Origin of the sequence: Luteibacter sp. 1214, from assembly GCF_031455395.1 — a bacterium.
Classification (GTDB): domain Bacteria; phylum Pseudomonadota; class Gammaproteobacteria; order Xanthomonadales; family Rhodanobacteraceae; genus Luteibacter; species Luteibacter mycovicinus.
Window position 1 is genome coordinate 618,159 of sequence record NZ_JAVDSQ010000002.1, and the last position, 13,489, is coordinate 631,647.

General features: G+C 67.3%; 10 protein-coding genes. 3 read left to right on the forward strand and 7 right to left on the reverse strand.

The window, feature by feature from the left end:
• Nucleotides 1-36 precede the first annotated feature (36 nt).
• The 5 genes from J2X57_RS07380 to J2X57_RS07400 form a co-directional block, all read right to left on the reverse strand.
• On the reverse strand, nucleotides 37-2,136 hold the full coding sequence (locus J2X57_RS07380) for a prolyl oligopeptidase family serine peptidase (RefSeq protein ID WP_309865338.1): 2,100 nt from the start codon (nucleotides 2,134-2,136) through the stop codon (nucleotides 37-39).
• 20 nt (nucleotides 2,137-2,156) lie between these two features.
• The gene (locus J2X57_RS07385) at nucleotides 2,157-3,998 is read right to left on the reverse strand and encodes a hypothetical protein (protein WP_309865341.1); all 1,842 of its coding nucleotides are present in this window, start codon (nucleotides 3,996-3,998) and stop codon (nucleotides 2,157-2,159) included.
• Nucleotides 3,999-4,027: 29 nt separating this feature from the next.
• Nucleotides 4,028-4,963 carry an ABC transporter ATP-binding protein gene (locus J2X57_RS07390; RefSeq protein WP_255363999.1) on the reverse strand — a complete coding sequence of 312 codons (936 nt, stop codon included), beginning with the start codon at nucleotides 4,961-4,963 and terminating at the stop codon, nucleotides 4,028-4,030.
• Nucleotides 4,963-5,370 carry a GntR family transcriptional regulator gene (locus tag J2X57_RS07395; protein ID WP_036109366.1) on the reverse strand — a complete coding sequence of 136 codons (408 nt, stop codon included), beginning with the start codon at nucleotides 5,368-5,370 and terminating at the stop codon, nucleotides 4,963-4,965. Before J2X57_RS07395 ends, J2X57_RS07390 begins: the two co-directional genes overlap by 1 nt.
• Before the next feature lie 178 nt (nucleotides 5,371-5,548).
• Entirely contained in the window at nucleotides 5,549-7,474 is a 1,926-nt protein-coding gene (locus tag J2X57_RS07400) for an LTA synthase family protein (protein WP_309865346.1), read from the reverse strand.
• A gap of 132 nt (nucleotides 7,475-7,606) precedes the next feature.
• Between J2X57_RS07400 and J2X57_RS07405 the strand changes: the two genes are divergently transcribed.
• The gene (locus tag J2X57_RS07405; protein ID WP_309865348.1) at nucleotides 7,607-8,227 is read left to right on the forward strand and encodes a YrbL family protein; all 621 of its coding nucleotides are present in this window, start codon (nucleotides 7,607-7,609) and stop codon (nucleotides 8,225-8,227) included.
• Nucleotides 8,228-8,329: 102 nt separating this feature from the next.
• On the opposite strand, the gene J2X57_RS07410 is transcribed toward J2X57_RS07405, so the two are convergent.
• Nucleotides 8,330-9,979, reverse strand: a complete 1,650-nt coding sequence (locus J2X57_RS07410; RefSeq protein WP_309865351.1) for a glycosyltransferase family 39 protein — start codon at nucleotides 9,977-9,979, stop codon at nucleotides 8,330-8,332.
• A gap of 117 nt (nucleotides 9,980-10,096) precedes the next feature.
• A complete protein-coding gene (locus J2X57_RS07415) occupies nucleotides 10,097-11,674 on the reverse strand; it encodes a methyl-accepting chemotaxis protein (protein ID WP_309865354.1) in 1,578 nt (525 codons plus the stop codon).
• 249 nt (nucleotides 11,675-11,923) lie between these two features.
• Between J2X57_RS07415 and J2X57_RS07420 the strand changes: the two genes are divergently transcribed.
• Nucleotides 11,924-12,466 (forward strand): sigma-70 family RNA polymerase sigma factor, encoded by a 543-nt coding sequence (locus J2X57_RS07420; protein WP_090353903.1) that lies wholly within the window; start codon nucleotides 11,924-11,926, stop codon nucleotides 12,464-12,466.
• Nucleotides 12,463-13,485, forward strand: coding sequence for a FecR domain-containing protein (locus J2X57_RS07425; protein ID WP_309865357.1), 1,023 nt, complete (start codon nucleotides 12,463-12,465; stop codon nucleotides 13,483-13,485). Before J2X57_RS07420 ends, J2X57_RS07425 begins: the two co-directional genes overlap by 4 nt.
• The last annotated feature ends 4 nt before the right edge of the window (nucleotides 13,486-13,489 follow it).

Sequence of the window (13,489 nt, forward strand, 5' to 3'; positions counted from 1 at the left end):
GACGGCGGGACACCGGTCTCTCCTCTGAATTCGCCTTCAGCGCGCGTCTGCAGGCGATGTCGCGGGGCTGGCGGATGACGCCGTGGTAAGGGCATCGCCGGAGAGTCGCAGATTGGCCGCGAGATAGTCGCGCATGGCAGGGTCCGGCGGTGTTTCGGCCATGCCGCCGAGATGGCGGTGCAGGGCATCGGCGATGAGGTACAGGCTTGCTTCCCGTGCCAGTGGCCGCTCGTTGCTGTGTCCCGCGGCCGGATCGACCAGCAATGTCACGTCACGATCCAGGTGTTTCAGCTGCGCCGCATAACCGAGTACACCGCGCAAGGCCACGCGCTGATCGTCGCCGCCGGCGATGATCGTCAGAGGGCGTCGCATACGCGTCGCGTTGGCCAGCGGCGACTCGTCGTGCATGCGTTGCAGCGTGCCCCTGTCACCCAGGCCAACCTGCGTCATCCAGAGTTCGAACGGCAGCGGCGACGAGAGCGAGTTGGCCTCCGTCGAACGCGTGATCCAGGCGATGTCCCAGGCAAAGTCCGATGGCGGCACGAGCGCCACACCCACCCGGAACAGTTCGGGCTGCCACGTCACGCCAAGCAACGCCGAATAGCCACCGAACGACGCGCCTACGATACCCACCCGGCGTGGATCACCGACTCCCGCAGCGAGCAGTGCGCGGACGCCCTCGACGATGTCGCGTTGCACGCGCCCGTTACCGAAGTCGCCCTGCGCGGCGAGCATATAGTCGCGGCCGAAACCGGTGGACCCACGAAAGTTGGGCTCGAACACCGCATAGCCGCGATTCACCAGAAACTGCGAGACCCCCGTGCCGAATTCGTCGGCGGCGACATTGCCCCACGGACCGCCATGGACCAGGGCGACCAGTGGCAATGTCGCCGGGTCGGCACCGGGCGGCACGCGGACGAAACCATGCAGGCGCATCCCGTCCGACGCCGTCCAGTCGAACGGCAGCTGCGTCGCCATCGACGCATCGGGCAGCCATGACGCCACGCCGCCGTCGCGGCCACGCAGCGGTGGCGTCGTGAGCACTTCGGTAAAGCGGTCGTGCGCGGGATCGAAGAGGTGGTACCGCGCATCCTGCTGCGCTCCACCCCGCTCGACGACGAGCCAGCGATGCGCGCCCGGCTGGAAGCGCAGCGCCTTGCCCGGAAACCGTGCGCGGATCCGGTCGACGCGCGCCTGCGTCGCGGGATCGAGCCCCTGCGCCGCCCATGCGATGCCGCGATACGCGAGTATCGTCGGGCGCCCGGTGGCAGGGTCCGCGGTCGCCTCGTCGACATCGGCCACCTGCGCGGGGTCGCCGGCAAGCGGCCGCATCGAACCGTCCGGCTCGAGTCGCTGCAGGCGACGGAGGCTGCCGCCGATGTCGCTCATGAAAAGGGGACGCGCATCGGCATCCAGCACCGGCCACAGGGCGCAACGCCACATCGCCTCGCACCGGAGCACGCGCTCCCGGTGTCCGTCGTGATCGATGCGCAACGTGTCGACATCGGCGCCATCGACCTGCTGCAGCCAGCCGAGGCGGCCATCGTCCGCTAATGCATAGCCCGTGATCCTGCCCACCGCGTCGGCCAGCCACTCTTGCTGACCATCGACCCGCACGCGGGAGAGGCGCCAGCCACCGGGCGCACCGTCGGCGTCCAGGACGCGCTCGCGAACGATGACCGCGGCGGGCGACGTTGCGTCCACCTCCATCACCTCACGCCCACCCGGGCCGCCGAGTTCGATGAGGGTGCGCGTTCCCGCCTGCCCCGCCGCGGCCAGCGCGAAGAGATGTCGAGGCGACACCAGCAGCAGCCAGCGCCCGTCGTGCGACCAGAGCAGATCCGTCGCGTCGCTGCCGGCCAGGACCTGGCGCGCCTCGCCGGCGTCGGTCGGGGCCAGCCACAGCGAGCGTCCGTCCTCCGGTCCGCGCAGCCACGCCATTTGCCGGCCGTCCGGGGAGAGGGACACCGCCGTTACGGACGGCCGAACCAGAAACGCCGCCCGCTCGAAGCGAGGCGACGCCGGTCGCGAGCGCTCGCGTCGCAGCGCGTCGGCGAAGGCGCCGTCACCCGCCAGCACGGGCATCGCGAGGGCGAGCGCCATGAGCGCCCCGAACCATAGCCGGCACGAATTCATTACGGTCTCCTAGTAACGGATCAGACGGTGGCGGGAGTCGCCAACGGGCGAACCGCGCGCTCGGCGCGCGGCACGATCAACGCCAGACTGGCGACCGCGGGCAGCCCGACCAGCGCACAGGTCGCCGTCCAGGCCAGGCGACTGCCGAGAGACAGGCTGCGACGCCATGCGACCCACGCCCCGATCGACGCCGCGAAGAGCGACAACACCGCGGCGAGCCAGCGCATCGATGCGGGCACGGGAGGCGTCGCGTACTCGCGATACGGCGACGGCGTGGCGAACAGGCCGGTCGCCCGATCGCGCAAGGTGTAGAGGACCGGCGAGAACCACCAGCTGCGATACCGATAGAACACGGGGAAATCCGGATCCAGCGCGCGTGTCGCCACCGGAACCACGTCGCCCTGATCGTCGACCCACAGCACCGTCTGGTACGGCGGCGCTCCGAGCATGTCGAAAGGACGGCGGCTGAAGGTGAACGAGACCAGATAGCCGTCGACCAGCTCGACCATCTCGGCGCGCGTCTGGTCGCCGGGCAGTCCCGGTATCGCCACGCGTTGTCGCGCCGCCGGCGGGACCGGCGCGTCGAGCAGATGCCTTCCGTCGAACACATAGAGCGCACGGTCGCTGAGGATCACCAGGCTTCCGCCCACCGGCTGCGTACCGAGCAGCCGCTCGCCTTTGCCGACGACCAGACGCGGCACGATGCGTCCCACGCTCGCGACGTACTGATACAACGTCTGCCCGGCTATCAGTGCCACATCGCCCTTACCTATGCCGGGCAGGATGCCGGCAGGTGTCGCGATGGCGGGGAACGCCGCGTTGCCGGCACCCACACCGAGTTCGCCCGCGCGCCGGCCATCCGTGAGCCGCATGCCTTCGAAACGCATGCGGTCGTGGCTGAAAGTCCAGCGAATGCGCGTGTCGGCGTCATCGAACGCGGTTGGCGCGGTGTTGCTCATCTCCTGCCACGGCGTGACATCCGGCAGCTGCCGCTCGATCTCGTGCACGTCGGACAGCGACACCTGCTCACGCCAGATCGGCGCCTGTCCGCTACTCGCATCGTGGAGGCCCGCCAGCATGCGTTCGCGGCCGGTCATGCGTTCGGTTTCGACGAAGCCTCCGTGTGGGGGCGTCACCATGTTCACCGGGTGGGTGCCTTGCATGATCCACGCGAGCTCGCCCATGAAGCCCAGCAGATTCAGCAACAGGTAGGCGGCGATCTGCACGGGAACGGCGGTCAGGACGATGGCCGGCAGCGAGCGCGGCGCCGCGCCAAGATCCGGTCGGAACGCGACCAGCAGAAGCGCCAGCAACCAGACGCAGGCCAGACCCTGGACAGCGAGCAGCGGCGGGCCGCTGGCCTGCGCGACGAACAGCCAGAACAGGAAGACCAGCGCGCACGACGAATAGCGCCTGTCCGCGAGCACGCCGTACGCGCCAGCGAAGTAGCCGGCGCAACCGACCAACCCGGCGGCGACCGGTACGATCAGGTGACGCAGGTCCACCACGTGGCCCGTGCCGCGTGCCTGCCATGCCAGTGCGATGACGACCGGCAACACGACAGCGCAGGCGATCGCCGCGAGTCCCGCCCCGATCAGCGCGGCGGCGATACGACGGGGCGCGAGCGGGCGGTGCAGCAGGTTCAGCCACTGATTGGGCCGCCGCCATGTGCCGTACTGATGCAGCCCGAGCAGGATACCGGTAAGCACGTAGCAGGCGCCGATGATGCGAAAGACGTGGATCGGCTGCTGGCCCATATCGACCAGACGCATGAAGAATGCCAGGGCCAGCAGATGAGCGGTGGCGTAAAGCAGTACCCAGAGGCGGTAACGCAGCCATTCGGCCTTGAACAGGTCGCGCATGATCGTTCTCCCTGTGCGACGCGTGGCGGTCACGCCGCGGTCGGCACGGCGTGGTGTTTGGAGAGGAAGCCGTTCACCGCGCGGTCAAGGCTGACCGGCAGGCGATGGATATCGCGTGCGCCGCTGGCGCGCAGAAAATCGGCGAAGCCGTCGCCCTGGTCGAGCACGAGGTAATGCTCGATGCCGTCGATGCGCTGCGCGTCGAGCAACCCGGGAACGACCCGCGGGTCGGGCCCGCGGAACGGGATGTCGGCCACCCAGTGCGCGACACGTGCGCGGAACTCGTCGGGAGGCGAGACATTCCTCAGCGCGCCGCGCTCCATGATGATGAGGTTGTCGGCCACGCGCTCGATCTCCTCCATCTGGTGCGAGCAGTAGATCACCGTGCAGCCCTCGACCGCGTTGGAATGCAGCAGCGTCTCCAGGAACGCGCGTTTGGCCACCACGTCGAGACCCAGGGTGGGCTCGTCGAGCACGAGCAACGCCGGACGCTGGGCCAGACTCAGCGCGAGATTGAATCCGGCCCGCTCGCCGCGCGACAGCTGCGAGACCTTCTGCGTGGGGCGTACGTGATAATGGCCGATGACCTCGTCGAACGCCGGCTGGCTCCAGGCCGCGTACTGGCGCCGCTGCATCGCGGTGACGGCAGCTACGGTCATCCATCCGGGCAGGGTGTGCTCCTCGTTGACGAAGCCGATCCGCTGCCGGTCTTCCGGGCGCAGGTCGCGACAGTCGCGACCGAGGATCCACGCATCGCCCGAGGTGGCCGGCAGGAAGCCGAGCAGGATGCGGAACAGCGTGGACTTGCCCGCGCCGTTCGCACCGACGATGGCGTGGATACTGCCCGGCGCGATGGCGAGATCGAGCTGGTCGATGGCGACCTTGCCACCGTAACGCTTGCTCAGCGCCCGTGTTTCGACGACGTAGTCGTTCGCGCGATGCATGTCGCTGCCCTGGAAATACATCAGGCCGACTTCCGGGTCAGCACGGCCAGCGCCTTGTCCAGGCGGCCCATGGCGCGCTCAGGCGGATAGTCCAGCGCCGCCACTTCATGCACGAAGGTCTGGATCGCTTCGTCCATGCGCCGGTCGCGCTCGTCCTCGCTCAGCCGCTGGCGAGGTGGCGCGACGTAGAGGCCGAGGCCTTGTCGCGACTCCAGCCAGCCTTCCGCCGTCAGTTCGGCATAGGCTTTGGCCACCGTGTTCGGGTTGACGGTCAGCTGCTGGGCCAGACCGCGCACGCTCGGCAACTGCGCCCCGGGCTGCAGTTCTCCCGTGGCGATGCGTAAGCGCACGGCGTCGACGATCTGCTTGCCGATCGGACGGGAATCGCCCGTGGCGATCTGGATGGGAAGGGCCTGGGTACGAGCCATCGGAGTGCACCATGTGTACTAGTGCATGTAGTACAGCAAAAACGCGCCTGTCCCGTCAACAGGTCCGTATGCCGGCCAATCGTCCCGAGGCGCTGCGTCGGCGGCAATAACCAGCACGTGACGTACTGGCTATCGCCGCATCGGCGGCCCCCGCATGGCTTATAAGCCGCTTAGCCGGTTATTTCTCGGTATCGGCTTTCGGCGGCAGGCGGTAGCGCTGCTTGCTGTACGCCCAGCTCGGCCACAACGCATGCGCCAGCGCGGTCTTTTCCAGTGACGGATCCACCGCGACGGGGACGAGCTTTTCGCCATTGGCGGAATACTCGTGATCGAGCAGGTAGTGGTACTGCGTCGGCGCCTGATTCGGGCGCAGAACGATCAGCTGGTCGCCCTTGAGATAACCGTAGTTGTCGCCGTACTGCATGATCGCGCGGTCCGGATAGCGCTGGGTCAGGTCCGCGCCGAGCATCGGATGCTCGCTGCGAATGCCGATCAGCGAGAGCAGCGTCGGCGCGAGGTCGACCTGGCTGACGATGTGATCGTCCTTCTTCACCGGCACGCCCGCGCCGAGGATCAGTGCCGGAATGTGGAAGTGACGCACCGGCACCAGGCTCGCGCCGAACACGCGTGCGTCGTGATCGGCAACGATCAGGAACACTGTGTGATTCCAGTACGGCGACTGCTTCGCACGCTCGAAGAAACGACCGATCGACCAGTCCGCGTAGCGCACCGCGTTGGCGTTGCTTGCCGGATCGCCTTCGGCCTTGATACGGCCGGCCGGGTACTCCCACGGCGTGTGATTGGACACGGAGAATGCGACGGTCAACGTGGACTTGTCACCGTCGTCGAGCAGACGCCGATGCAGTTCGTTGAACATGTCCTCGTCCGACGCGCCCCACGAACCCACGAACTGCGGACTGGTCTTGAACGTCGCACGGTCGACGACTTCATTGAAGCCGTTGCCATAGAAGAACGAGCGCATGTTGTCGAAGTGAGCTTCGCCGCCGTAGAGGAAGCGCGTGTGGTAACCGAACGTGTCGAGCAGCGCACCCAGGGTGAAGAAGTCGCGCTGGCTGCGCGGAAGCTTCAGGACGGCCTCGGCAGGGGTCGGCAGGAAACCGGTGGTCGTCGCCTCGAGGCCGCGCGCGCTGCGCGTGCCCGTGGCGTACGTGCGCTCGAGCCACCAGCCTTCATTGGAGAGCTTGTCCAGCTCAGGGGTGTAACCGGCGCCGCCGAGGCTGCCGACGAACTGCGCACCCAGGCTCTCCTCGAGGATGATCACGAGGTTGAGCGGTTTGTCACCCTGACGCGTCGGCTCCTGCCGATGCAGGCTCGGGTATTGCGGGTCGATCGGCGCGCCGTCGAAACCGGCGGTCTGGCGCACGATGCGGTTCATTTCGTCTTCCGGCATCTTGCCGTAGACGGCGGAGGCCGACCGCTCGTTACCCAGCGCCAGCGCGGCGTTGAGCACGTTGTAGAGCGAGTTCAGCGGCAGCGTGTTGACCATCGCGTCGTTGGTGAAGGCGACCTGCGAGGCATTCAGCGGACGATGCTGCAACGTGCCGCGGCCGGCCAGGAACAGCACGGCGAAGGCCAGCACCGTAACCACCGGGCGCAACCAGCCGCGTAGCGGCGCACGATCCGGCTGGCGGGTCGGCAGCAGACGGAAACCCAGCCAGGCGATCAGCGCGAAGACGATGAGGCCCGCGCCGACCGAGAGCTTGTAGCCCTGCCACAGCATGGAGGCGACTTCTCGGGGGCTGGTCAGGTATTCGAAGTAGAGACGGTTCGGACGCGTGTCGTATTCGGCGATGAACTGCGGCGTCGATACTTCGAGCAGCACGTAGAGCAGCCACCAAAAGCGCAACCACCACGCCGCGATCCGGGTGGGCAAGCGGCGGTGGCCCAGCCACGGCGAGAACAGCGCGGGAAGCGCAACCACCATGGCCAGCAGCGAGAGGTCGATGCGCCAGCCACCGAGCAGGATCGGCCAGAGGCCGCCCGCATCGTGGACGCGGGTCCACTGCCAGACGGACAGGCCGACGCGCGAAAGCGTCAGGAAGACGAGGACGGCGACGATGAAACGCCAGGTAAGCTTGCGCACGATGGAAGTCCGGACCGGGGCGTGGCGGGCCGCCACGCGTGGAAAAACGCCAGTTACAGGCGCATGACTTTACACTGTGCGCCCCACGAACGACTTACAGCCGGCTTTCATGCCGCCGCATGAGGATCCACGATGTTCAGACTGGCCGAAGCCAAGCCGATCGCCACCGGGCATGTCCGCGAGGTGTACCAGCATCCCGACGAGCCCGACCTGCTGATCAAGGTCATCGCCAGCGAATCGATCGAAGCGCGCTGGAACGCCGCCCCGTGGTATCGCCGCATGGCCCGCAGCGGCCCCTACAAGGACTTCGTGCGCGAGTTTCGCGAATACGTCAGCAGCATCTATACCGGCGGCTATGACGACGTGCCCATCGCCCGGGTCGTCGGCCTGGAGATGACGGACATCGGGCTGGGGCAGATCGTGGAGAAGGTGCGCCGGCCCGACGGTGGTCTGGCGCCTACCCTCCACGACTGGGTCAAGGCCGAGGGGTTCACCGCCGTAACGCAGACGGAGCTGGAAAGTTTCCATGCGCGGCTGCTCAGCCATAACGTGATCGCGGCCGACCTGCATGCCTGGAACGTGGTGTACGGCGAGGATTCCCGCGGTGGGCCGAGGCTGGTGATGATCGATGGCTTCGGCGAGAAGAACATCATTCCGCACTGCTCGATGAATCGGGCGCACAACGCATCGCGGACCAACAAGAAGTACGAGCGGATGCTCAGGCGGACGAAGGCCGAGGCGCCGGCGCTTTGAGGCCCGGCAAGATTGCATCGCCAGCAGGGCTGGCTCCTGCCAGAGCGCGGCATTTGGTGGGTGCCGTAGCCCTGTAGGAGCCAGCCCTGCTGGCGAAAGCTTCTAGCGATCGGTCACGAGCCCTGACGGCAAGCATGCCGCTTTCGAAGCCGCCGAAGGCAGCAAGGAATACCGTAGCCCGTTGGCGAGCCCGACGAACAGCACGCGCTCCTTCACGACGCAATCGTCCAGCGCCTGCCCGGTCACCAGAAGCCAGCGATGCGCAGGATCTTCCCTCTGCCAGGCACGCCCATCGGCCAGTTGCTCCGGACCGCTCCTGCTGAAGCCGAATTCCTTCACCGGCCGCACGGCCTGCAACAGGTTTTCCTCGCGCCACAACACCAGGCCAAGCTGTCCGTCGGCGCCGATCAGCTGGTCGGCGCGCATCATCACCTGTCGCGCCGATTCATTGGCATTCAACGCCGGGTAGGTCATCACCGGCCAGACGATCCAGCCCGCCGCCATGCCCACCAGCAACGCAATGACACCGCGTCGCGTCCGCCAGAGCGCCGCGCAGACGAGGAACAGCACACCGATCACCACCAGCGCGAGCCACAACGTATGGCCGCCGTCGGTCAGCTCGTAGCGGGCGGCCATCTTCTGCGCCGCTCGTGGATGCTTCAGCAGCGCCCATAGTCCGACGCCGCCAAATACGGCGCCGCAGATCGCGGTGAGTGCCAGACAGAACCGCTGCAACCAGCGTGCCTTCAGCAACTCGCCGAGGTAAGGCGCGATCGCCAGCGCCAGCATGGGCAAGGCCGGCAGGATGTAGATCGCCCGCTTGCCCCGGGGAATCGAAAAGAACACCAGGATGAGCAGGAACGACACCAGCGGCATCCAGACGCGCGGCTCGCGCAGGCGCAACGCCTCGCGCCAGCGCGGCACCATCAGGGGAATCAGCAGCCATACCGGCACCCATTCCTGCAGGATGACGCCAAGGAAGAACCACGGGTATTCCGCGTGCTGCCAGGAGTTGGCGTAGCGCTCCGCCGTCTGGCGGAACAGGATGTCCTGCACGTAGGCGAGGTATTCCGGCGTGCGCAGCCCGTACGCGGCGATCAGCATCGGCGCGAGCCAGAGCGACACGGCGATCAGGAAAGCCAGCGCACCGCCGGCCCAGCGCCAGCCGTCGCCCTGCGTGCGCGTGACGCCCGGCCATTGCCGGAAACGCATGACGCCGTAAGGAATCAACATCAGCAGCGCGACGATACCGACGCCCTTGGTGATCACCCCGAGCCCCGCCGCGAAGCACCCGAGCCAGTACATGCGCCAGCTCGGACCACGCAGGCAATGGATCAGGATGCCGACGTTGCCCAGCGTGATCCAGAACAGCGAGAGCGGATCGATCTGCGCATGCCGGATCACGTCGATGAACTGCATCGTCGACAGCACGACGATCGCCGCGTACAGACCGGTGCGAGCGTCCCAGAGACGGCGCCCGGCGTGCCAGACCAGCGCCAGCGTGCCCAGGCCCGATAACAGCGAGGTCAGCAGGAAGGCGCCACGCCAGCCACCGGTGAGCCACATCCACGCCGCCTCGGTCCACATGAGCATCGGCGGCTTGTCCGAGTAGAGCTCCATCCCACGATGGGGAAACAGCCACTGGCCGGATTCGAGCATTTGCCGCGCCACGAGAGCAAAGCGGGGTTCGTCAGGCGGCCACGGGTCGCGCAGTCCTATTCCCGCCGCCAGCACCGCCAGGGCGATGAGCATGAACCCGTAAAATTCACGTCGGGAGGATCGTTCGTCGTTCAAGTGCGGACATGGGACGGCGGCTGAGGTCGCGCCATCCTAGCCGACCTCTTGTGACAGACGCTTACAGACGCCTTATCAGGCGGCGTCGAGCTGAAAGAAGGCCACGCTGTCGACCAGTTCGCGCGCCCGTTGCTTCACGGCGTCGGCCGCCGCCGCGGCCTCTTCCACCAGGGCCGAATTGCTCTGGGTGACCTCGTCGATCTGACGCACGGCCTCGTTCACCTGAAGGATGCCCGCTGCCTGGGCGTCACTGACCCTGGCGATGGAACGCACGGAATGAGTCATGCGCTCGACGCCGCTGGAGAGTTCGGTCATGGCGCTGCCTGCGCTGCCGATGCGGCGGGCGCCGTCGGCGATCGTCTCGACCGATTCGTCCACCAGGAGGCGGATCTCGTTGGCCGCCTGCTTCGAGTGACCCGCCAGCGTGCGTACTTCCGCCGCGACGATATGAAAACCGCGTCCCGCCTCACCGGCACGTGCCGCTTCCACGGCCGCGTTGAGTGCGAGGATGTGGGTCTGCGAGGCAATCCGGTCGATGACGGCGGTGATGTCGGCGATCCGGCCGGACACGTCGGCGATGCGATCCATTGCGTCGACCGCGTCGCGCATGGCGACCTCGCCTTCCTGCGCGCCGAGCAACGATGCTTCAGCGATGCCGCGCGCCTCGCGGGCGTTCGCGGCATTGCCGTTCACGCTGCTCGTGAATTCCTGCATGGACGAGGCCGTCTCTTCGAGCGCGGCGGCCTGCTCGCTCGTGCGCGACGAGAGGTCCAGGTTGCCTTCGGCAATCTCACCGGTCGACTGCGAAATTTCTTCCGCCCCCTGGCGGATCGTCGTCACGACCTGGCGCAGCTGTCGGTTCATGCGGGCCAGCGCGCCCAGCAACTGCGCCGTCTCGTCACGGCCGTGGACGAGGATGTCAGTCGAAAGATCGCCTTCGGCCACGGCTTCCGCGACGGAGACGGCCCGACCGATCGGCCGCGTAATGCTCTGCGCGAGCAGCACGGTGATCACCACACAGAGCGCGACCGCGCCCAGCACGACCGCACCGAGCAGAATCAGGGCGGCGCGGAAGGCCGCGGCGCTTTCGTCCTCCAGACGAGCCGAGGTCGTCGCTGACTCCTTCTGCACCCGGGCCACGATGTCATCGATCGCGGCCGTCGGAGCGCGATCGATTCCCTTCACCAGGCCATCGACCACGTGCGCACTTCCCGGATTGGACGCCGCGTACTGGGCAAGCGCGGCAAGGTATTTCTCGCGCAGGGTAGCGTGCGTCGCTTCGATGGCGTCGATTTCGGCCACGGACGACCCCACGCCGGCCAGCTGCGCACGCAGCCGCTCCAGGTCCGCCTTCACGGCGTCCGCCTGCGTGCCGAACGCCGCGCGGTACTTCTGAAAGGCGGCGGGATCGGCACCGCGAAGCAACAGGTCCTTCCATTCCTGGACCTGCTTCTTGAAGTCGACCTGGGCCACGCGAGCGGTATCCGCCGCGGTGGAATAGGCCAGCGCCGTGCGGGCCGACGCCACCTGGACCTCGTGCATACGGGCAAGGCCCCGCCAGCCACCGATGCCGACGATGACCGTCGCGGCAAGGAGAATGGCACCCAGGACGGCAAGCCGGGTGGCGATACGAAAACGGTTGAACGACGTCATGGCTGGGGACCGGATGGAGACGCAGTCCGCTTGCATCGTGAGGGATAGGCTCTTTATCGGCACGGTCCACCACGCCTTGACCGGTATCGGCCGATGCGGATGTGAAAGGGCCCATTTCAATTTTCCGGAGCTGGCACGTCTAGGGTGTTCGCCGGTGCGGAAATCGGCGTTCGTCCCTGCCCGTACGGGCGCCGATTTCCCACCGTGCGACCATTGATACCCAGCCCCATGAACGCGGTCAGACACACCATGGACTCTTCCGAGGCAGGCGCCTCACCGGGGGGCAAGCGCGCCGCCCAGGTGGTCGCCCTGTTCCGTGAGCACAACTCGGCTCTTGTCGCCTTCCTGCGGGCACGGCTGAATTCGCTTGCCGACGCCCAGGAGGTGGCCCAGGAGGTCTATCTGAAACTGCTTGCGCTGGACGACGCGACGAAGATCGATTCGCCGCGTGCGTTTCTGTTCCGTGCGGCCTCCAATCTGGCCGTGGACAAGCTGCGGATGCGGAACGTACGCGCCCTGGCCCCGGTCGATCCCGATGCCGACGACTGGCATGTCACGCCGATTCCCGAACAACACGCGTCGGCCCACGAGCAATGGCGCGACCTGCGTCAGGCCCTGGACGAGTTGCCACCCAAGACCAGCCGCGCCTTCGTTATGCACGTGATCGACGGACGCGACTTCGCCTCCATCGCGAAGGACATGAAGCTCAGCGAGCGCATGGTGCGCTACCACGTCGGCAATGCCCTGGCGCATTGCCGAGAACGCCGCGACCGCGCGGAGAACCCCTCGTGACCCTGACCCCCGTTAGCATCGATCGCCCTGTCGAACACACCGCCGCGGACTGGTGGGCCCAGCTGCGCGATCCCGACCTGCCCGAACAAGCGCTGCTGGACTGGAGCGACTGGCTCGAGGCCGATCCGCGCCATGCGGAAGCGTTCGAGCGCGCCTCGGCGCTGGCCGAGGCGGCGGGCGCCATGGCCCCGTCGCTGCGCGAACGCTTCGTGCAGCGTTACGCCCCGGCCCCGCTCCAGCCGGATCGTGCACGGCGGCCGCGCATCGCGATGGCAGCCGCTGCGGTGGCGGCGCTGGCTCTGCTCGGGGCGGGCGCATTCATCGGCCTGCGCCCGTCCCATGAGGCTTCGACTCGCCAGTACGCCAGCGAACGTGCCGGCCATCGCGATATCGACCTGCCCGATGGCTCCAGCATCGAGCTGGGGGGCGCGACCTCGGTGACCACGCGCTATGGCCACGACGAGCGGGCGATCGATCTGGATGCGGGCGAGGCCTTCTTCCGGGTGGCGCATGCCGAGCGTCCGTTCGTGGTCAATGCCGGGCCACTGCGTATTCGCGACCTCGGCACGGCGTTCAACGTGCGCCGCACCGGCGACCGGGTCACCGTGGCGGTGACCGAAGGCCGGGTGCAGGTATCGCCGACGGGCGCCCAGGGCGACGACGGCACCATTGAACTCGGTGCGGGGCGTGAAGTCTCATTCGATCCGGAGACTCACGCCATGCGCATTCTGGACGTCGATCCGGCCACGGCTACCGCGTGGCGCGGCCATCGGCTGGAATTCGTCAATGAGCCGCTGTCGTCCGTGGTCGACAACGTCAACCGTTACAGCAGCCGGCCTATCCGCCTCGCCGATCCCGCGCTGGGCAGGCTGACGTTTACCGGCACCGTGCAGGTCGATACCATCGACAGCTGGGTGGCGGCACTGCCCCGGGTGTTTCCGGTGCGCGTCGATGCCTATACCGACCGGCTGGAACTCACCCGTCAGACCGCCATGACGCGGGGTGCCAGGCCGCGCTGAACAC

What these genes read in the sequence shown, in the direction of transcription:
- J2X57_RS07380 (WP_309865338.1), bottom strand. Translation starts at nt 2,136, where the DNA reads ATGAATTCGTGCCGGCTATGGTTCGGGGCGCTCATGGCGCTCGCCCTC.
- J2X57_RS07385 (WP_309865341.1), bottom strand. Translation starts at nt 3,998, where the DNA reads ATGCGCGACCTGTTCAAGGCCGAATGGCTGCGTTACCGCCTCTGGGTA.
- J2X57_RS07390 (WP_255363999.1), bottom strand. Translation starts at nt 4,963, where the DNA reads ATGTATTTCCAGGGCAGCGACATGCATCGCGCGAACGACTACGTCGTC.
- J2X57_RS07395 (WP_036109366.1), bottom strand. Translation starts at nt 5,370, where the DNA reads ATGGCTCGTACCCAGGCCCTTCCCATCCAGATCGCCACGGGCGATTCC.
- J2X57_RS07405 (WP_309865348.1), top strand. Translation starts at nt 7,607, where the DNA reads ATGTTCAGACTGGCCGAAGCCAAGCCGATCGCCACCGGGCATGTCCGC.
- J2X57_RS07410 (WP_309865351.1), bottom strand. Translation starts at nt 9,979, where the DNA reads ATGCTCATCGCCCTGGCGGTGCTGGCGGCGGGAATAGGACTGCGCGAC.
- J2X57_RS07415 (WP_309865354.1), bottom strand. Translation starts at nt 11,674, where the DNA reads ATGACGTCGTTCAACCGTTTTCGTATCGCCACCCGGCTTGCCGTCCTG.
- J2X57_RS07420 (WP_090353903.1), top strand. Translation starts at nt 11,924, where the DNA reads ATGGACTCTTCCGAGGCAGGCGCCTCACCGGGGGGCAAGCGCGCCGCC.